Annotated in this window: 17 protein-coding genes and 1 pseudogene; 5 read left to right on the forward strand and 13 right to left on the reverse strand. The window is 69.1% G+C overall.

Features of this window, described 5'->3' with window-relative positions; genetic code table 11:
• The first annotated feature begins 11 nt into the window (after positions 1-11).
• Positions 12-1,511 carry an RNA polymerase factor sigma-54 gene (rpoN, locus tag QP045_RS11645; protein ID WP_422515150.1) on the forward strand — a complete coding sequence of 500 codons (1,500 nt, stop codon included), beginning with the start codon at positions 12-14 and terminating at the stop codon, positions 1,509-1,511.
• 7 nt (positions 1,512-1,518) lie between these two features.
• Here rpoN and QP045_RS11650 read toward each other — a convergent pair whose 3' ends face one another.
• Positions 1,519-2,517: a ligase-associated DNA damage response exonuclease gene (locus tag QP045_RS11650; protein WP_422515151.1), complete on the reverse strand. Its 999-nt coding sequence runs from the start codon at positions 2,515-2,517 to the stop codon at positions 1,519-1,521.
• 131 nt (positions 2,518-2,648) lie between these two features.
• Between QP045_RS11650 and QP045_RS11655 the strand changes: the two genes are divergently transcribed.
• The 3 genes from QP045_RS11655 to pdeM are packed head-to-tail and all read left to right on the forward strand — an operon-like array spanning position 2,649 to position 6,003.
• Positions 2,649-2,834, forward strand: a complete 186-nt coding sequence (locus tag QP045_RS11655) for a hypothetical protein (protein ID WP_422515152.1) — start codon at positions 2,649-2,651, stop codon at positions 2,832-2,834.
• 35 nt (positions 2,835-2,869) lie between these two features.
• The gene (locus tag QP045_RS11660) at positions 2,870-5,299 is read left to right on the forward strand and encodes a ligase-associated DNA damage response DEXH box helicase (RefSeq protein ID WP_422515153.1); all 2,430 of its coding nucleotides are present in this window, start codon (positions 2,870-2,872) and stop codon (positions 5,297-5,299) included.
• Between the two features lie 41 nt (positions 5,300-5,340).
• Entirely contained in the window at positions 5,341-6,003 is a 663-nt protein-coding gene (gene pdeM, locus QP045_RS11665) for a ligase-associated DNA damage response endonuclease PdeM (protein WP_422515154.1), read from the forward strand.
• Between the two features lie 3 nt (positions 6,004-6,006).
• On the opposite strand, the gene QP045_RS11670 is transcribed toward pdeM, so the two are convergent.
• The 7 genes from QP045_RS11670 to QP045_RS11700 form a co-directional block, all read right to left on the reverse strand.
• On the reverse strand, positions 6,007-6,693 hold the full coding sequence (locus QP045_RS11670) for a head GIN domain-containing protein (protein ID WP_422515155.1): 687 nt from the start codon (positions 6,691-6,693) through the stop codon (positions 6,007-6,009).
• A gap of 49 nt (positions 6,694-6,742) precedes the next feature.
• Complete coding sequence (locus QP045_RS11675) at positions 6,743-7,447, reverse strand: GIN domain-containing protein (protein WP_422515156.1); 705 nt, start codon at positions 7,445-7,447, stop codon at positions 6,743-6,745.
• Between the two features lie 111 nt (positions 7,448-7,558).
• Positions 7,559-8,092, reverse strand: a complete 534-nt coding sequence (locus QP045_RS11680) for a CarD family transcriptional regulator (protein ID WP_125959091.1) — start codon at positions 8,090-8,092, stop codon at positions 7,559-7,561.
• Positions 8,093-8,340: 248 nt separating this feature from the next.
• On the reverse strand, positions 8,341-8,682 hold the full coding sequence (fdxA, locus tag QP045_RS11685) for a ferredoxin FdxA (RefSeq protein ID WP_422515157.1): 342 nt from the start codon (positions 8,680-8,682) through the stop codon (positions 8,341-8,343).
• A gap of 45 nt (positions 8,683-8,727) precedes the next feature.
• Positions 8,728-9,009, reverse strand: coding sequence for a S4 domain-containing protein (locus tag QP045_RS11690; RefSeq protein WP_422515206.1), 282 nt, complete (start codon positions 9,007-9,009; stop codon positions 8,728-8,730).
• 25 nt (positions 9,010-9,034) lie between these two features.
• Positions 9,035-11,542, reverse strand: coding sequence for a helicase-related protein (locus tag QP045_RS11695; protein ID WP_422515158.1), 2,508 nt, complete (start codon positions 11,540-11,542; stop codon positions 9,035-9,037).
• A gap of 363 nt (positions 11,543-11,905) precedes the next feature.
• Positions 11,906-12,346, reverse strand: coding sequence for a hypothetical protein (locus QP045_RS11700; protein WP_422515159.1), 441 nt, complete (start codon positions 12,344-12,346; stop codon positions 11,906-11,908).
• Positions 12,347-12,741: 395 nt separating this feature from the next.
• On the opposite strand from QP045_RS11700, the gene QP045_RS11705 reads away from it, so the two are divergent.
• The gene (locus tag QP045_RS11705) at positions 12,742-14,148 is read left to right on the forward strand and encodes a M23 family metallopeptidase (RefSeq protein WP_422515160.1); all 1,407 of its coding nucleotides are present in this window, start codon (positions 12,742-12,744) and stop codon (positions 14,146-14,148) included.
• A 37-nt stretch (positions 14,149-14,185) separates the two neighbouring features.
• Here QP045_RS11705 and QP045_RS11710 read toward each other — a convergent pair whose 3' ends face one another.
• From QP045_RS11710 to QP045_RS11730, 5 genes and pseudogenes are all read right to left on the reverse strand, one after another.
• Positions 14,186-15,838 carry an ATP-binding protein gene (locus QP045_RS11710; RefSeq protein WP_422515161.1) on the reverse strand — a complete coding sequence of 551 codons (1,653 nt, stop codon included), beginning with the start codon at positions 15,836-15,838 and terminating at the stop codon, positions 14,186-14,188.
• 81 nt (positions 15,839-15,919) lie between these two features.
• Positions 15,920-16,687 (reverse strand): TIGR02186 family protein, encoded by a 768-nt coding sequence (locus QP045_RS11715; RefSeq protein ID WP_422515162.1) that lies wholly within the window; start codon positions 16,685-16,687, stop codon positions 15,920-15,922.
• Entirely contained in the window at positions 16,684-17,598 is a 915-nt protein-coding gene (locus QP045_RS11720) for a sulfite exporter TauE/SafE family protein (RefSeq protein ID WP_422515163.1), read from the reverse strand. Before QP045_RS11720 ends, QP045_RS11715 begins: the two co-directional genes overlap by 4 nt.
• Before the next feature lie 40 nt (positions 17,599-17,638).
• A complete protein-coding gene (locus tag QP045_RS11725) occupies positions 17,639-18,679 on the reverse strand; it encodes a hypothetical protein (protein ID WP_422515164.1) in 1,041 nt (346 codons plus the stop codon).
• Positions 18,676-19,425: pseudogene (locus QP045_RS11730) on the reverse strand (glycosyltransferase family 2 protein); the annotation flags it as partial. The pseudogene QP045_RS11730 and the gene QP045_RS11725, both read right to left, overlap by 4 nt.
• Between the last annotated feature and the right edge of the window lie 103 nt (positions 19,426-19,528).

Genomic DNA, 19,528 nt, shown 5'->3' on the forward strand with positions numbered 1-19,528 from the left:
GGGCGGGGCTGATGTCGCTCGCGCCGCGTCTCGACCTCCGCCAGTCGCAATCGCTGGTGATGACTCCGCAGCTGCAGCAGGCGATCCGCCTCCTCGCGCTGTCGAACCTCGAAATCGAAGGCGTCATCGCCGAGGAGGTTGAACGCAACCCGTTGCTGGAATCGGGCGGCAGCGACGACGCTGCGGGTGGTGACGACCCCGGGCCCATCGAGGTCACGCTTACCCGCGATGAGCCCGCCGGCGCCGACGAGCTCGTGCTCATCGGCGAGGCGAGCGGCGAGGCCGTCGACATCGACGTGGCGGATGTCTTCATCGACGACGGTCCCGGCGACGCCATTGGCGGTCTCGACGGCGGGCTCGGAGCCGGGGGTGCGGGCGGATCGGCTCTGCCGGAGGACGGCTTCGACTTCGATGCGGTCGCAGCGGACGGCCCATCGCTGGCCGACCATCTTCTTGCGCAGGCAGGGGCGGCCCTTTCCGGGCCCGCCTTGTTCATTGCGCAGCAGCTGATCGACCAGATCAGCGAGTCCGGCTATTTCACCGGCTCGCTGCTCGATGTCGCGAACAGGCTGGGGGTTTCGCTCGCGGAGGTCGAGGCGGCGCTCGCGACGATCCAGACCTTCGACCCCACCGGGGTCGGCGCGCGCAACCTGGCGGAATGCCTGGCGCTGCAGGCGAAGGAGGCGGATCGCTACGACCCCTGCATGGCGCGGCTGATCGACAATCTCGACCTCGTCGCACGCGGTGCGCTGCCCCAGCTCCGCCGCCTGTGCGAAGTCGATGACGAGGATCTGGCGGACATGATCCGCGAGCTGCGCAGCTATGATCCCAAGCCGGGCTGCCGCTACGGCGGAGAGACGGCGGCCACGGTCGTCCCGGACCTGTTCGTGGCCCGCCGGGGCGGCGGTTGGGCGGTCGAGATCAACAGTGCGACGCTGCCGCGGCTGCTCGTCAATCGCGCCTATTATGTGGAGCTTTCCGGCGGTCGTCAGGACAAGGCCTCGCGCGCGTGGCTGACGGAATGCCTTGCCAGCGCCAACTGGCTGGTGAAGGCGCTGGATCAGCGCCAGCGCACCATCATCAAGGTCGCGGCCGAGATCGTGAAGCAGCAGGAAGGTTTCTTTCGCGAAGGCGTGGCGCATCTTCGCCCGCTGACGCTGCGCCAGGTCGCGGATGCGATCGAGATGCACGAATCGACCGTCAGCCGCGTCACCTCGAACAAGTATCTCAGCTGCGCGCGGGGCCTGTTCGAGCTGAAATATTTCTTCACCTCCGCGATCCAGGCGGCGGACGGGGGCGAGGCTGTCTCGGCCGCCGCGGTCAAGAACGCGATCAAGACGCTGATCGCGGCCGAGGACCCGCGCAAGATCCTGTCCGACGACACCCTCGTCGAGATGCTGAACGGCAAGGGCTTCGATATCGCGCGGAGGACAGTCGCGAAATATCGCGAGGCGCTGGGCATCGGTTCGTCGGTGCAGCGCCGCCGGCAAAAGGCGCTTCAGGGCGCGTAAGCGGCGCCTAGTCGTCCTCATCCTCATAGCCGACCAGGTCGAGCGCGCGGGCGCGGATCTGGCGCATGCTGCACCAGTGGACCAGCGCGTCCTCGCGGCCATGAGTCACCCAGACCTCCTGCGGCGCGATCTCCTCGATCGTGCGGGTAAGCTCGTCCCAATCAGCGTGGTCGGACAGGATCAGCGGCAGTTCGACGTTCCGCTGGCGGGCGCGCTGGCGGACGCGCATCCACCCGGATGCCATCGCCGTGATCGGGTCGGGCAGGCGCCGCGACCAGCGATCGTTGAGCGCGGAAGGGGGGGCGAGGATGATCCGTCCCGCCATCTCCGCCTTGGTCGCGCCGGTGGCGGGGCGAAGCTCACCCAGATCGACCCCGTGCGCGATATAGAGGTCGCACAGCCGCTGTAGCGCACCGTGCACATAGATCGGGTCGTCGAAGCCCATCGCGCGCGCCTCGGCGATCACGCGCTGTGCCTTGCCCAGGGCATAGGCGCCGACCACGACACAGCGCTCCGGCTCGGCATGCAGCGCGGCAAGCAGCTTGTCGATCTCGTCACGCGTTTCGGGATGGCGGAACACCGGCAGGCCAAAGGTCGCCTCGGTGACGAACACGTCGCAGGAAACCGGCTCGAACGGAGCGCAGGTCGGGTCCGACCGTCGCTTATAGTCGCCGGAGACCACCACGCGCTCGCCGCGATGCTCCAGCAGGATCTGCGCCGACCCGAGGACATGTCCGGCCGGGAAATAGGAAACCTCGATGTCGCCCAGCCGGACCGACTCGCCATAGGCGACCGGGCGACCGTTCTGCGCTCCATAGCGCGCGTCCATGATCGCGAGCGTCTCCGGCGTCGCCCACACTGTCTGGTGACCGCCGCGGGCATGGTCGGCATGGCCGTGCGTCACCAGGGCGCGCGGCACCGGTACGGATGGATCAATCCATGCGTCCGCGCGGGGGAGGTAGATGCCCTCGGGCTTGGGTTCGATCCAGTCGGCAAGACGCGGCATGAAGGGCAAACGCACGAACCGCGATTGGGAGCCGCAGCCCTTGCGTTCGGCCAAGTCATGGCGCCCGCGATGGATCGAAGCCGATGTTCCTGTCGTTTACCAGAACGTTCGCAGCAAAGAGGAGGCCAAGCATGATGGATGAAGTGAGCCTGTGGGGCCTGTTGACGATCCTTGGCCCGATCGTGTTGCTTGGCGTGATCATCTGGGTGGTGCTCAACAATCGCGTGTCGCGACAGCGGCATGAACAGAGCGAACGCGCTACTGCTCAGCTCTATGACGAGCAGGACCGCATCGACCGGGAGAAGGATACGCTCTGAACCTCGCCCTTCCCCTTGGCGGGGCGGATCGCCACATGCGCTCCGTGCCTGCCGGTTTTCCTGAACTTCCCCAGCCGATCGCCCGCTGGTTTGCCAGCCGTGGCTGGACGCCGCGTCGTCACCAGTTGGAGATGCTCGCCGCCGCGCGTGCGGGCAATCACGCGCTGCTCGTGGCCCCGACCGGCGCTGGCAAGACGCTGGCCGGTTTCCTCCCCACCCTGGTAGAGCTTGCAGAGGACCCGGGCGAGGGGCTGCACACGCTCTACATCTCGCCGCTCAAGGCGCTGGCGGTCGACGTGCAGCGCAACCTGCTAAATCCGATCGCCGAAATGGGACTCGACATTCGGGTCGAGACGCGGACCGGCGACACTCCTTCGGATCGCAAGGCGCGGCAACGCGTGAAGCCGCCCCACATCCTGCTGACCACTCCCGAGTCGCTGAGCTTGCTGTTGTCCTATCCGGATGCCGACCGCCTGCTCGGAAGCCTCCGGACGGTCGTGATCGACGAAGTCCATGCCTTTGCCGCCGGGAAGCGAGGGGATCTGCTGGCGCTCAGCCTCGCGCGTCTCCAGCGGCTGAACCCCAGCTTGCGACGGGTCGCGCTATCCGCCACCGTCGCCGACCCTGACGATTATCGTGCGTGGCTGGCACCGCATGGCGACATCGACACCGTCGCTGTCGTTCAGGGGGACCCCGGCGCCGAGCCGCAGATCGAGATCCTCTTGCCGCAGGGCCGCATCCCGTGGTCGGGTCATTCCGGGCGCTACGCAGCCCCGCAGGTGATGGCGCAGATCGAGGCGCACGAGACCACCATCGTCTTTTGCAACACGCGCAGCCTCGCCGAGCTGATCTTCCAGGATCTGTGGAAATCCAACGAGCATGGGCTGCCGATCGGCGTCCACCACGGCAGCCTTGCGGTAGAGGCGCGCCGCAAGGTCGAGCAGGCGATGGCCGACGGGCGGCTGCGCGCATTGGTCGCGACTGCCAGCCTCGACCTGGGTGTCGACTGGGGCAACGTCGACTGCGTGATCCAGATGGGCGCGCCCAAAGGATCTTCCCGGCTGCTGCAGCGGATCGGTCGCGCCAATCACCGCCTGGACGAGCCGTCGGAGGCGATCGTCGTTCCCGGCAACCGCTTCGAATATCTGGAGGCACGCGCCGCGCTGGATGCGGTCGAGGCGGGGGAACTCGACGCAGAGCTGTTTCGCCCCGGCGCCCTCGACGTGCTGGCCCAGCATCTGATGGCCTGCGCATGCGCGGAGCCCTTCGATGCTGCAGATATGCTGCAGGAGGTGCGTGCAGCATTGCCCTATTCCGCGCTCGATGCGGAGACCTTCGACCGGGTGCTCCATTATATCGCGGAAGGCGGATATGCGCTGAAGGCCTATGACCGCTTCAAACGCCTGACCCAGGGTGTCGATGGGCTTTGGCGAGTCAGCCATCCCCGCTTTGTGCAGCAGCATCGCTTGAATGCCGGCATCATCGTCGACGCGCCGACCTTGACGGTGCGCTTTCGCAACGGGCGCAGGCTGGGCACGGTCGAGGAGTATTTCGCCTCCACGCTCTCGACCGGCGACACCTTCTTCTTCGCCGGGTTGAGCCTGGAGGTGGAGAAGATCGAGCTGACGGACCTGATCGTCCGCGCCTCCAGCCGGCCCGCACGTATCCCGACCTATGTCGGCACGCGCATGGCGCTGTCGACCAACCTCGCCCAGCGTGTCCGCGCCTTCCTCCACGATCGCACGCAATGGGCGCGCTTCCCGGATGATGTACGCGAGTGGTTGGAAATCCAGGCGCGGCGCTCGCGATTGCCGGAGCCCGGGCAGCTGCTGGTGGAGACCTTCGCGCATGAGGGGCGCCACTATATGGTCGCCTACAGCTTCGAAGGGTGGAACGCGCACCAGTCGCTCGGCATGCTCATCACGCGACGGATGGAGGCGCTGGGCCTGAAGCCGATCGGCTTCGTCTCCAACGATTATGCGCTCGCCTGTTACGGGCTGGAGCCGATCGAGGATCCGCGCGCGCTCTTCTCACCCGATATTCTGGAGCATGAGTTCGTCGAGTGGGTGCAGGGCTCCAACCTGCTCAAGCGCGCCTTCCGCGAGGTCGCGGTGATCGGCGGCCTTGTCGAGCGCCAGCACCCCGGCAAGCGCAAGTCGGGCAAGCAAGTCACCTTCTCGACCGACTTGATCTACGACGTGCTGCGCAAGTACGAGCCGACCCACCTGCTGCTGCAGGCGGCGTGGGAGGATGCGCGGGCGCGCATGACGGACGTGGGCCGGTTGGCCACGCTGCTGGAGACGGCGAATGCGCGGATGCTCCACGTCCAGCTCGATCGCATCAGCCCCCTGGCCGTGCCGGTGATGGTGCTGATCGGGCGCGAGCATGTTCCGCAGGGGAGTGCCGACGATGCCCTTCTGACCGAAGCCGAGGCGATGGCCGCCGAGGCGATGCGGCTCGACTGACCGGGCTTGCAGCGACGACGTGGGCGCTGCATAGCGTTGGCATGGTTCGCTTTTCGTTCTCGGGGCATGAGCTGGTCGCGCTGGCTGCCGGGGCGCTCTACTGGCCCGCGCGCAAGGCGCTGCTGGTCGCCGACCTCCATTTCGAGAAGGCGAGCTGGTTCGCGCAGTTTGGGCAGATGCTGCCGCCCTATGACTCGCTCGCGACGCTTGACGCGCTTGAGGCGCTGACGGCCCGGTTCGGGCCGGAGGAACTCTGGTGCTTGGGCGACAGCTTCCATGATCCCAAGGGCTGCGCGCGGCTGCCGGCTGCGGCGCAGGCACGGCTGCGGGCGCTGACCGGTGGTTGCCGCTGGACCTGGATCACCGGCAACCATGATGCGGGCTTCACGACCTCATGCGGCGGGGCGGTGATGGAGGAGGCGGTGGTCGATGGGCTGGTACTCCGGCATGAAGCCGATCCTGCCGAACACCGACCGGAACTGTCGGGTCACTTCCATCCCAAGCTGCGCGTGACCGTCCGTGGTCGGACCATCGCGCGCCGCTGCTTCGTCGCGACGCCGACGAAGCTGGTGTTGCCGGCGTTCGGCTCGCTGACCGGCGGGCTGGAGCCGCATCATCCAGAGATCGTCCGGGCCGTGGGCCGCGGAGCCGAGGCGCTGGTCGCGCTCGAGGATCGGTTGCTGCGCTTTCCCGTCGCCGCCTGACGCTCAGCGCCCGGCGCCGCAGCGGATGACGGCGGTGCCGCGCACCTGGCATTTGGTCGTTCCCGCTACCTCCACGCTGCCCGCGCCACTGGCGGACACATCCGCGGTCCGTCGCGCGCGGTAGCGACCGTCGCCGGCGCCTTCGCTGCGCAGGATCAGCGCTCCCGCATCCAGCTCGGCGGCGTCGATGCTTCCGGAACCACTCGCGGCAAAGCGCGCGGTCGCAGCCGTGCCGGCGAGCGTAAGCGTCCCGCTGCCCACCAGCGTCCCCTTGAACTGCGAAGCCTTCACGGCCGCGATCGACAGCGTGCCGGTGCCGTTGAGCACCGCTTCCACCTGATCCGCTGCCATGCGGTCGATCTTCACGCGGGCACCGCCGATGACGGTCGCGGCCGTGATCGGCGCGGTGGTGTGAACGCGGATCGTGACCGGGCCGGGGCGGGCGCCAAAGCCGTCCTGGGTGGTTGCCGCCGGGCGGATCGTGAGCATGCCCGATTCGACCTGGACCGAGACTCGCTCGGCAGCGGCGCGATCCCCCTGGATCTCCGCACCGGTGCGGCCGCCGGTCACGACTTCGACCACATAGGGGCCACTGACGCGCAGTCGGTCGAAGCGGGTCAACATCACCGTGCGTGCAGGGGGTGCTGGCGCAGGGACATTCAGCGCGAGGAGAAGCGGCAGGAGCAGCATCTCTCGTGCATCGCACCCGCCCTGCCGGATTGGCAAGCGCGGGTCGGCGTCAGCCGCCGCAGCGGATCGTGCCGGAGCCTTTGTGGGCGCTCGTGCACTGCGCCATGTCGCCCAGGTCGACGCTGCCGGAGCCGGTAAGGCTGACGGTTGCCGGGCCGGCAACGTTCGCCTGGATTGCGCCGGATCCTTGCACCACGACTGCGGCTCGTTCGGCGCGCAACTGGGGGGCGACGATCTTGCCGGCGCCCTTCAGCTCAACGGCGAGCATGTCGACGGCCCCGGCGGCGGCGATGGTGCCGGAGCCGCGGTTGGCGAGGCTCGCCTGGCGTCCCTCCAGCATGCCGATGGTGAGGGCGCCCGAGCCGGTCGCGCGGCCGGCGAAATCCTCAGCGCGATCGAGCGTCAGCATGCCGGAGCCATCGACCGACGCCGCGCGGATGGCCGGCATCTCTACGGTGATCGTGGCAGTGCTGCGCAGCGGCCATTTCCAGCCTTCGACCTTGCGCGCGATCCTGAGGCTAGCGCCGTCGCGCTGTATCTCGAGCGCATCGAGTGCCTTGCGGTCGCCGGTTGCCGTGACGGCAAAATCGCTACCCGTGCGAACCTCGACTTCGTCCGGTCCCTCGAGCACTACCGCGGTGAAGTCCCGCACCGGGAAGGTGCGGCTGGCCGCATCGACAGCCGGATTGGCTGCAGGGCCGCTGCCGGAGCAGGCGGCGAGCGAAAGGGACGCCAGGACTATAAACGAACGCAATTCGAACCCTCAGGTTGTGAACGAGCCGGTGACGGTGCCGACGGGGGAAAGCCGCAACAAAAAAGGGCGGCTGTTAGGCCGCCCTTGTCTGGTGGGTCGAGAACCGGGGGGTCAGGCCGCGGTCTTCTCCTTGTTGTAGATCGCAGCCGAGGCACGGAGGATGTCGAGGATCTTGTCGAGTGCCTTGGGCTCCTCGACCTCTTCCATCGCTGCCAGCTCCCGCGCTAGACGGCTGGCGGCCGCCTCGAAGATCTGGCGTTCGGAATAGCTCTGCTCGGGCTGGTCGTCGGCACGGAACAGGTCGCGGACCACCTCGGCGATCGACACGAGGTCGCCCGAGTTGATCTTGGCTTCATACTCCTGGGCGCGGCGCGACCACATGGTGCGCTTTACCTTGGGCTTGCCCTTCAGGGTGTCGAGCGCCTCGCGCAGCGTCTTGTCGGAAGACAGCTTGCGCATGCCGACGCTCTCGGCCTTGTTGGTAGGAACCCGGAGCGTCATGCGCTCCTTTTCAAAACGAAGCACATACAGCTCCAGCTGCATGCCTGCGATTTCCTGCTTCTGGAGCTCGATGACACGGCCAACGCCATGCTTGGGGTAAACGACATAATCGCCGACATCAAAGGACAGCGCCTTGGCAGCCATTGGTAGCCTTTCGTGTACGGTTCGCCCCAGAAGCGCGCCTGGACGAGGAGGGGTCAGGCCGATCCGCGTCGGGCTGGGGCATTTCGTTAGGGTGCGTCTCCACGCGGCGGGCAACGAAATGCCGCCGTCGCGCAACTATATAGCGCCACTGCAGCAAAAATGCCAGTGGCGAGTTGCCCTTCCCGCGAAATCGCGCGGGAAAACCGCAGTTCTATGGGCGCTGGGCGGCGACGCCGGGCTGCCGGCGCTTAGTCGCCCTTGCCGGGTTCGGGCGAGAAGAACTGGTCATACTTGCCTTCGACACCCTTCATCGCGTCCGCGTCGGGCGGCGTCTGGTCAAGCTTGCGGGTGACGTTGGGCCACTGTGCCGAGAAGGTGTTGTTGAGCTCCAGCCACTTTTCCAGGCCCGGCTCGGTGTCGGGGAGGATCGCCTCGGCCGGGCACTCGGGCTCGCACACGCCGCAGTCGATGCACTCCGACGGGTTGATGACGAGCATGTTCTCGCCCTCATAGAAGCAATCCACCGGACAGACCTCGACGCAGTCCATGTACTTGCAGCGGATGCAGGCGTCGGTGACGACGTAGGTCATTGTGGAAAAGGCTCCAGGGGTTCGGACGGGGACGCGTTATGCGGGCTATCCCGCCCCGTCAACGGCCACGGTTCGGGCAGGTTCCAGCAAGACATAGCTGGCGGCGGCTTCCGCAGGCGGTCCGCGCCGCCTGGGAAGGGCGAGAACGCGCAGCACCAGCACGCGTCCGTCGCGCGGAAAGGCGACCACCACGCCCGGCCGAACCGGGCAGTGCGCGCGCTCGATCCGGCGGCCGTCGATGCGCAACAGCCCGCATTCGGCGAGCGCCTGACCGTCGCTGCGTGTCTTCACCAGCCGCGCGAACCAGAGGAACCGGTCGAGCCGCATCGATTCGGCGCCATGCGGCGTCGGATCAGCCACGGCGCAGGTTCAGCCCGGCGAGCACGGCGAAGGCGTTGCCGGGGCGCGGCACCACCGGTCCGCGCGGGGCGGGCGCACGCGGGCGGCCCCGCCAGGTCCAGCGCGGCTGGTCGCCGTCCGGCTTGGCACTGCGGAAGCCCAGCCGCCCCATGAGTCGCGCGATGGTATCCGGTTGCAGCCCGATCGAGGTCGCAAGCGCCGGATCGGGTGCGAACGGCTTGTTCCCTTCGCGAGCATCATGGGCGGCGCGGGCGATGCGTTCGACGAGGTCGACGCGCACCGCCTGCGTGCCCAGCCGGCGAAAGCCCCAGGCAAGCGTGTCGCCCGGCAGGACGGTGGCGCCCGCCGGCGACAGCGGCTCGACCGGCTGGCCGTCGCGGGCGGCCAGCAGCGCGGCGCGCCAGCGGGCCGCGGCGGGACGGAACAGCCGCGCGTCGAACAGGTCGAGGGTGCCGACGGTGACGCCTGCCTTGCGCAACAGCCGGCGGTCTTCCGGGGCCAGTGCGTCGAGCGCGGGATCGGCGCTTTCACGCGGGCTGATCCCGCCGACCTCGGCAAGCGCTGCCGCGACCGCACGCAGCTGCGCGCTCGCGACCGGATCCCGCGATAGGGCGGCAAGGCGCGCGAGCACCGGCGCCCGGCGCGCGATCTCCGCCTCGACCCATGCCGCGATGCGTTCGCGCACCGCGATCTGCCCGGCGCGGTCGAGGCAGTCCAGGCTGCGGTCGAGCTTCACCAGCGGGCGGTCGAGGGTCGGTCCGCTCGCGAGCGTCGCCACATGAATGCCGTCCCAGCGCACGCCGGGGCGGCCGCCGGTTTCGGCGTCGAGCGCAAAGGCTTCGTCGGCGGCGGCGGCGAGCGCGGCCCCGCGTCGGCGCAGCTCGCCCGCGAGCCCCTTTTCGGCGGCCGAGATCAGCAGCCGCTTGTCGGCCACTCGCGCCTCGGGCGCGACATGGAAGCGGAAGCCGTCGAGCCGGCCGAGCACATGCGCGTCGACGCTGACTTCGCCGTCCTCCGCGACATCGACCGGCAGGTTGCTGGCATCCGCACCGATCCGGCGCAGCAGCACGGTGGTGCGTTGGTCGACGAAGCGCTGGCGCAGCCGGTCATGCAGCGCGTCCGACAGCCGTTCCTCGATCGCGCGGGTGCGGTCGGCCCAATGGGCGGGCTCCTCCAGCCAGTCGGCGCGATGGGCGATATAGGCCCAGCTGCGTGCGGCGGCGATGCGGCCGGCGATCGTCTCGACATCGCCGCCGACATTGTCGAGTCGGGCGATCTCGTCCGCGAACCACTGGTGGGGGAGGTGGCCCTTGCCCTCGCTCAGATGCTGGAAGATGCGGCCGACGAAGCGCGCATGCGGATCGGCACCGAGCTTGCGGAAGTCGGGCAGGCCGCAGGCGGCCCACAGCCGCGCGACCATGCGCGGGTTGCGGGTGCGGGCGCGGACCCAGCCCTCCTCGGCCAGCCGCTTGAGCACGGCGAGGTCGACGGCCTGGGGCGCGGCGCGCAGAGCGGGGTGGCTGGGCTTGCGCTCCAGGCTTTCGATCAGCGCGTCGAGGCTGTCGTAGCTGGGGCTCCCCTCCCGCCAATAGAGCTGTTCGAGCGGCGGCACGGCATGGGCCTCGATCGCCATCACCTCTTCGGGAGTGAAGGCGCTCGGACCTTCCTCGACCAGCCCGCCGAAGGTGCCGTCGCGCTGGTGGCGCCCGGCGCGGCCGGCGATCTGCGCCATTTCAGAGATCATCAGCCGCCGCTGACGCCGCCCGTCGAACTTGCGCAGCGAGGCGAACGCGACATGGGCCACGTCCATGTTGAGGCCCATGCCGATCGCGTCGGTGGCGACGAGATAGTCGACCTCGCCCGACTGGAACATCTGCACCTGGGCATTGCGGGTGCGGGGCGACAGCGCGCCCATCACCACCGCCGCGCCGCCGCGCATCCGGCGGATCGCCTCGGCAACGGCGTAGACCTCCTCGGCCGAGAAGGCGACGATGGCGCAGCGGCGCGGCAGGCGCGAAAGCTTGCGCGCCCCGGCATAGGAGAGGGTGGAGAAGCGCGGGCGGTTGATGATCTCCGCATCGGGCACCAGCGCGCGCACCATCGGGCGCAGCGCCTCCGACCCCAGGATCATCGTCTCCTCGCGTCCGCGCGCGCGCAGCAGCCGGTCGGTAAAGACATGGCCGCGCTCGGGATCTGCGCCGATCTGCGCCTCGTCCAGCGCGACAAAGGCGACGTCGCGGTCGAGCGGCATGCTTTCGGCGGTACACAGGAACCAGCGGGCGCCCGGCGGGACGATCCGCTCCTCGCCGGTGATGAGCGCGACCTGGTGCGCCCCCTTGATCGCCACGACCCGTTCATAGACCTCGCGCGCGAGCAGTCGCAGCGGGAAGCCGATCATGCCAGAGGCATGGCCGCACATCCGCTCGATAGCGAGGTGGGTCTTTCCCGTGTTGGTCGGACCCAGCACGGCGGTGAGCGGACTACGCGCGAACTGGCTCATATCATTCGGAAACATCGGGCCTTGCGCGGCGAAGTGCAAGGGCGCCGTGATGGCGGTCCGCCGCCGCGATCCGCCGGCCCGGGCCGGGGTGGAAGGTCACGCAAGGGTGAGGCCAAAAACACCGGCGCAGGGCCCCGGGCGGCGGCGGAAGGTGAGGCTAAGGTGAGGCCAAGAACAGCGCTGCCGCGACACGCTCCGGCGCGGTTTTCACCCGAGGGTTCAGGATGTCCCCGCCCATGGTTTTCGCCTCCCGCGCCGGTTGGTCCAAGCTTTGACAGGGCGCGCGCGATTAGGACAGCCCGGGCGGAGTGGTGCGCGAGCAGTCGGGGGCGGCGCCGGGGACGGTCGGCGTCCAGGCTCTGGTCAGGGTATGGTGATTGAACCCCATCCCGGCGGAAGCGAACCATTTACGTTATCAATTACGTTAGAGCCGCAGGTCCAGATCTCAAACCGATCCGTCATCAAATCATATTCGCCGGTAGCAAACTTGTAGGGACGGTCGTCGATCATGGGCTGATAAGGCTCGACGAACCGCCAGCGCGATCGGAACTCGTATTTATTCGCTTCGTGGAACGTAAACGCGATGCTCATCGTATCGATGTACCGCATGCGCCCTTCCGCCCAACCCTTTTGATAATAGATCCTGTCCCATTTCGCGAGGGACCCGATGCAAGGATCGGTACCAAGAGCGCGTTCGATTCTCTCTATCACCTCCGCCGACGCCAGATCCTGATCAAAGTGGTTCTGTGATCCGGACAGGCTCAATATGGCTGCGCCGAGTTGCGGCAAGATCAAGAGTCGCATCCTGCGAAGTTTCGCCTGGATTCGTTTTGTGGCAAGTCAGAAGACTTGGGATTCCTGCACATTTTCCTGCGAATACTCGCCTTGCTTCGCGCGCGTTGCGCGAGAAAAGCGCTCACGCCCTGGAACATCACTGTCTGCGGCACTCAGCAGTAGCTGCGGGCCCGGTGCCAGTCTCTCTTTTGCCAGGGTCGCTGCCGCTGGCCGTTTGTGCGCCACAGCCGGTCGCGGGATGGCGCGACTCGGCCGGCGTTCATTTGACTTTAAGCCCTTGGTTGCAGAGGAAAGCGGCTCGGCCGGGTCGGGCGGTCGATACAGGGGGCGCGCTTTTCTTGTTCTTGCGCAGCGATCTTGAACTGCAATTTGCCGGGGGCGCCAATGCGCGCTCGTTCGGCCGCATGGATGCACCTGCGCGGGCAGTAACGCTCGCCGACCGGCTGCACGCCCGTTTCCCGAACTTTGAACTGGCGCCCGACCTGGGCGCGCAGATCGGTTCGCGCGAATGGTGGCGCGGGGCCGCGACCTGCGTTGCGCTGCTTTCGGTCGCCTGGATGCTGTCGCCGGGGATCGGGCGGCCGATCCGTGCCGCGGTGCCGGCCGCGCTCGACGGGCGCGACTGGGAGGAAGCCCGCACGCTGGGCTTCGGCGCGCGGGCGCTGGGCGCCACCAGCGGGATGCGGATGGCGGCGACGTCGAGCGTCCGCCCGCTTGCCGACACGCCGGAGCGCCCGATCATCCAGCTGACGGCGACGCTGGGAAGCGGCACGGCGCTGGCCGGCGTGCTGAAGCGGTCGGGCGTGGGCGCGGACGAGGCGGCGCGCGCGGTCGAACTGATCGGCAGCAAGGTCTCGGCAAAGGAGCTCAACCCGGGCACGCGGCTGGACATCACGCTCGGCCGGCGCGAGAGCAAGGAACAGCCGCGGCCGCTGGAGAAGCTGGCGTTCCGGGCGCGCTTCGACCTGGCGCTGGAGCTGGCGCGCGCGGACGGCGGGCTCGCGCTCAAGACCATTCCGATCGCGATCGACCACACGCCGCTGCGCATCCAGGGCCGGGTCGGCGGCAGCCTCTATCACGCGGCGCGCGCCGCCGGCGCCCCTCCCAAGGCGGTCGAGGCCTATATCAAGTCGCTGTCGTCGCGCGTGCCGATGGGGCAGGTCGGCGGCAACGATCGGTTCGACATCATCGTCGAGCGGCAGCGCGCGGAAACCGGCGAGGTCCAGCTGGGCAAGCTGCTGTACGCCGGGCTGGACCAGGGCAAGCGCAAGGTCGGGCTGCTGCGCTGGGAACAGGGCGGCAAGGTCCAGTGGTACGACCCCAAGGGCGTGGGCGAGCGGCGCGGCGGCATGACCATGCCGATCAACGGGCGGCTGACCTCCAACTTCGGCTGGCGCGTGCACCCGCTGCTGCGCTTCCGCCGGCTGCACAAGGGCCTCGACCTGGCGGCGCCGAGCGGCACGCCGATCCGGGCCGCCGCCGATGGCGTGGTGGCGCGGGCGGGCCGTGCGGGCGGCTATGGCAATTTCGTGAAGCTCAACCACAACGGCGGGCTCGCCACCGGCTATGGCCATATGAGCCGCATCGCGGTGCGGGCGGGCCAGCGCGTCAAGCAGGGCAGCGTGATCGGCTATGTCGGGTCGACCGGCATTTCGACCGGCCCGCACCTCCATTACGAGCTGTGGAAGAACGGGACGGCGGTGAACCCGCGGTCGGTGTCGCTGGCTAGCGTGCAGCAACTGAGCGGCCAGGACCTGCGCCGGTTCAAGGCGCTGTACGCGCAGCTGATGGCGGTGCCCAAGGGCGACTGAGGACGAGCGGTGGGGAGGGAAGCGGGGAAGGCCCCGGTTATTTCCCCGCGCGCCAGCGGTGGATGGTGCGTTCGAGGATGCCGTCCTCGCCCCCGGTTTCGCGCCACAATTCCGAGAAGAGCGGGTCGCTGGAGGCCGGGCGCTGGTGTTCGGCAAGCGCGTCGAAACGGACGCGGACCGGCGTCGTCACGCCTTCGCCCGAGATGATGCACTCGCGATTGCGCAGCGCCGGGATGGTGTCGAGGAAGCCGCGCGCCCCCTCTGGCATGGCGGCGCGCACGAACGCCTGGTCGCGATCGTTGTTGAGGCGCATCGCCAGGATGGTGCCGCATTGCGACAGCACCCCCTCCGCCAGGTCCGACGGTCGCTGGGTGATGAGGCCGAGCGAGACGCCGTATTTACGGCCTTCCTTGGCGATGCGGCTGAGGATGCGGCCGACCGAGGAGCCGTCGGCATTGCGCTCGTTGGGAACGTAGCGGTGCGCTTCCTCGCAGACGAGGAGGATCGGGCGCTGCGGTTCCGTGCGGGACCAGATCGCGAAGTCGAACACCATGCGGCTGAGCACGGCGACCACCACCGAGGTGATCTCGCTCGGCACGCCGGAGACGTCGATGATCGAGATGGGCTTGCCGTCCGAGGGAAGCCGGAAGACACGCGACAGGAACGCCGCCATCGTGTCCGCGACCAGCATGCCCGAGAACATGAAGGAATAGCGCGGGTCGCCCTTGATCTCGTCGATCTTGCTCTTGAGCCGCAGATAGGGCGCGGTGTCGCCGGCACGGTCCATCTTACCCATTTCCTGGGCGAGGATGTTGGTGAGGTCCGACAGCAGATAGGGGATCGGCGCGTCGACCGTGAGCCGGCCGAACTCCTGCGCCAGCCGGTTCTTGGCGCGGGCGGCGAGCAGGCATTTGGCGAGGATGTCGGCATCGACCTGCCGATCGGCGCCGGAGGCGGTGAGCAGCACCTCGCAATGCTCCTCGAAGTTCATCAGCCAATAGGGCATCTGGAGGTTCGAGACGTCGTAGAGCGCGCCGATCCCCGCGAAGGCGGCGGCATATTCGCCGTGCGGGTCGATCATCACGATATGGCCCTGGGGGGCGAGCTCGCAGATGCGGTGGAGGATGAGCGCGGCCGCCGTCGACTTGCCGGTACCGGTTGAGCCCAGCAGCGCGAAATGCTTGCCGAGCATGGCGTCGACCTGCAGCGCAGCGCGGATGTCGGCGGTGGGATAGACGGTGCCGATCTCGATATGGGCGCGATCGCCGGCGGCGTACATCCGGCGCAGGTCCGCGGTGCTGAGCGGATAGACCGGCGTCCCCGGCATCGGATAGCGGGTGACGCCGCGGCGGAAGTCGCGCAAGCCGCCGGTGGCGCGATCCTCCTCCGCCTCGCCCAGGAAATCGATAGTGGCGAGCGCCTGGCGCTCCTCGTCCGGGGCGGCGCACACGGCGCGGACATTGGCGATCAGCCAGTTGCCGCCGGCGCGGATCTTTACCTGGCTGCCGATCTGGCCGGCCGCGGCGATCGCGCTGTCGGGGTCGTTGGTAAGCGCGCTGACCGTTTCCAGGTTGAGCGCCATCTGGCTGCCCGATCCGGACACCTGCGTCACCGCGCCGATCGCGCGGGGCGGGGCAGCGCGGGTGGCGGCGCCATCATGGAAGGATCGCGCGCCCGTCACTTCTGTCACCTGAAAACTCCTCGGCCGTTGGGCGGGGCCATGCACCGGCGAGGGTAAAGAATGCGTTGGCGCCCGCGACGGCGCCGTGCGTCAGAACCGCCGCCAGATCGCGCCGGCGGCCCAGCCGAACAGCACCGACAGCGCCACCGCCACCAGGCCGTAGATCAGCGAGTGATGCTCGGCCGCCTGTTCGACGAAGCGCTCGAACCCGGACTTGCGGATGTCGATGTCGCGCACGGCGGCGGCGAGCACGCGCCCGTCGCGGATCAGGAAGGTCTCGGCCGTGAACCGCCCCACCGGCACGCGCGCGGGGATGTCGACGGCCGCGCGATAGAGCACGCCGTCGGTGATCTCGACCGCGCCCGGCGCCTCGTAATAGAGGCCGCTCCTGCGCTTCAAGTCGACCAGCCCGGCGGCGAAGCGGGCCTGTTCCTCGGTCGTGGCGCCCGAGGCCGGGGAAAGCTGGAGGCTGTCGAGGCCGAGCTCGTAGATGGCGCGGGTGCGGTCGTCGACCAGCTCGTCGATCGGCCGGGACGAGGCGATCGCGTAGAAGGAAGGGGCCGAGCGGAAGCGGGTGCGCGCGGCGTTGACCCAGATGCCGGCGACCTTTTCCTTTTCGCGCATCACGATCGACTGCGAGGGGCCCTTGACCACCACGACGACGTCGGCGGGATGCTTGCTGTCGGGCTCACGGCCGCCGGGATAGAGGATCGCGCCGAACAGCAGCAGCTCGGCGCCGGTGAAGCTGTAGGCGATCTGGATGTCCCGGCGCGAGACGTCGGGGACCAGCACCGGCTTGGCGACGGTCGCGCCCAGCAGCAGCGGGGCGAGCAGGAACAGGGCGAGCGCGCGCTTCACGACGACTGGATCGTGAAGATCTCGTCGGGGCGCCAGCCGAGCCCGAGCGCCATGCGGGATGCCACCGCCAGCACCATCAGCGCCAGGATCAGGCGCAGATATTCGGGTTTCACGGTCTGGGCGAAACGGGCGCCGATCTGCGCGCCGGTGACCGAGCCGAGCAGCAGTAGCACCGCCAGCACGATGTCCACCGCCTTGGTCGTCATCGCATGGACAAGGGTGGCAGAGGCGGTGACGAACAGGATCTGGAACAGCGAGGTGCCGACGACCACGCGCGTCCCCATGCCGAGCAGGTAGAGCATCGCGGGCACGAGGACGAAGCCGCCGCCGACCCCGAGCAGCATCGTCAGGATGCCGACCCCGAAGCCCAGGATCAGCGGCGCGAGCGGCGAGATATAGAGGCCCGAGGCGTAGAAGCGCCACCGCAGCGGCAGCGCGGCGACGAGCGGGTGGTGTCGGCGGCGCGCCGGGGGCGGGGGCTTTGCCCCGCGCAGCACGCGGATGCTGCTGACCGCTTCCTTGAGCATGAGGCCGCCGATCGAGCCGAGCAGCAGCACATAGATGAGCGCGATCACCGTATCGATCTGGCCGCTCGCCTGGAGCAGCCGGAAGATGCCGGCACCGGCGATCGAGCCGAGGACGCCGCCGACCGTCAGCACCGCGCCCATCCGGACGTCGACGCCGCCGCGGCGGAAATGCGCGAACACGCCCGACACGCTCGCGCCGGTCACCTGGCTCGCCGCGGATGCGGCCGCGACCGTGGGCGGGATGCCGTAGAAGATGAGCAGCGGCGTGGTCAGGAACCCGCCGCCGACCCCGAACATGCCCGACAGGAACCCCACGCCGCCGCCCAAGAGGACGATGACGAGCGCGTTGACCGAGAGGTTCGCGACGGGGAGGTAGAGATCCATTGGTTCGTCGATACCCGTTTGGCCGGGCGGGACAAAGCCTTCAGAAGTCGGTGCCGAGCGTCAGCGCCGGGCCCGAGCCCGGGGCGGCATTGCCGGCGACGCGCTGGCGCCATTCGGCGGCGACCCGCAGCGTCGGGCCCCCCGTCGGCACGGTCGCGACCACCGAAGGCCCGACGTCCAGCCGGCTGGCCCCGCGCTGCGCCCCGCCCCAGACGCCCGCACCCACCGCCAGCCGACCCAGGCGACCGCTCGCCACCGGCTGAAGCAGGCGCAGGGCGCCGTCGGCGTAGGGCTCACGACGGCGGCGCGCGACGACGCCGGCCTGGCCATAGCCCTCCAGCTCCAGCCGCGCGGCCACCCGCGTCGGGTTGATCCCGGTGATGGCGCCGAGCGCGGTGCCGCCCCGGCCGGCATCGAGCGCAACCCGGCGTTCGAGGAGAATCGAGAGCGGGATCTTGAGCGGCTGCCACTCGACCCCGAGGCCGGCTTCGCGCCCGATCCCGCGCAACGGCGCGGACAGGCGGCCGGAGAGCGCGAGCGTGCGGCCAAGCGCGTAGCGGATGCGGGCGCCGGCCTGGCTGCCGCCAAGCTGGGCGGGCCCGAAGGCGCCGTTGCCGGCCATGCTGCCGGCGCGCGCGACCAGCCACGCGCTCGCCGACCAGCGGCTGGGGCCGGGCGGCTGTGCGACCAGTGCGAGCGCGGGTTCTACGGGCACGCTTGCCGGCGCGGCGGGCGGGACGGCTTCCTGCATCCGGGCGGCGAGGGGCATCGACGGCTCCGGGAACGGGGCGGGGGCGGCAGATTCCCCGAAGCCGGTGTCGGTTAGTTCGAAGGGAAGCAGCGGCGGTATCGGCGCGCCCAGGGGCGTCATCGCCGCAGCAGCCGCTTCGGTCGGGGGCGGAAGCGGCTGCGCGAACGCGGAAAAGGCCGCCGCCGGCGCCGGGATTTCCGGCCCCGCGGATGCGGTCGCCTCCGCCGGAACCGCGAGCGGTGCGCCCGGCCACAGCAGCGCCGCGCGGGCTCCCGACCAGCCGAGCAGCACGATGACCAGGAACTTGAGCGGCCGGCCGACGCCCGTCATGCGACGGGTCCGGCGTGGAGATGGGGAAAGTGATGCGCGGTTTTGTCCCAGCGCAGTTCGGCTCCGCGCAGCATCGCGAGGTAGCGGAAGATCGCCCGCCTGGCCGCCAGCAGCGCCACGAAATTGGCGATCACCGCGCGCGGCATCGACCGCAGCCCCTCTTGCCAGCCATAGCGCGCGCCGACGAAATGCGCGCGCATCGCGACCCGCCAGACGAGCAGGCCGGTGTTGAGCATCAGCAGCAGGCGCATGGCCGGGGAAACCGGCATGCGCCCGGAGCCGGTGAGCCAATGGCCCACCTCCGAGATGCCCCAGCCGACCAGCGCCACATAGGCGGCGCCCAACACCGGCACGGCCAAAATGGTGCGACGGTCGCGCATCCGCATCCAATGGTCGGTCGCCCGCCAGCGTGCGGCCCAGCCGATCCGGTCCCAGCCGGCAAGCGCGATGCCGACCATCCAGCGCGCCTTTTGCCGCACGGCGGCGTCGAGGGTAGCGGGGAAGAAGGCGCGCACCCCGATCGGCTGGTCGCCGTCCTTTTCCCGCACGTTCAGGAACACGCCGCGCCCGCCCAGCATCGCGATGGTCAGGCCGAGCTCATAATCCTCGGTCAGGCTGGCGCCGTCGAACGGCGCGCCGCCCCGCGCGATCGCGATCCGCGCCAGCATCGGCACCGCGATCGCGCAGCCGGTGCCCGCAAGCGGCAGCCCGGCGCCAAGCGCCTGGCGCACCGGCATCAGCTTGCCATGCGCTTCAACGAACTAGGCGTTACCGCACCCAAACCGCCCTGTGCCTTTTTCGAACAGTAACGCCGTGAGTAGTCAGGACCTCAGCGTTTGCTGGGTGGAC

This window comes from Sphingomonas sp. 3-13AW (genome assembly GCF_049311085.1).
In the GTDB taxonomy this organism is placed as follows: Bacteria; Pseudomonadota; Alphaproteobacteria; order Sphingomonadales; family Sphingomonadaceae; genus Sphingomonas.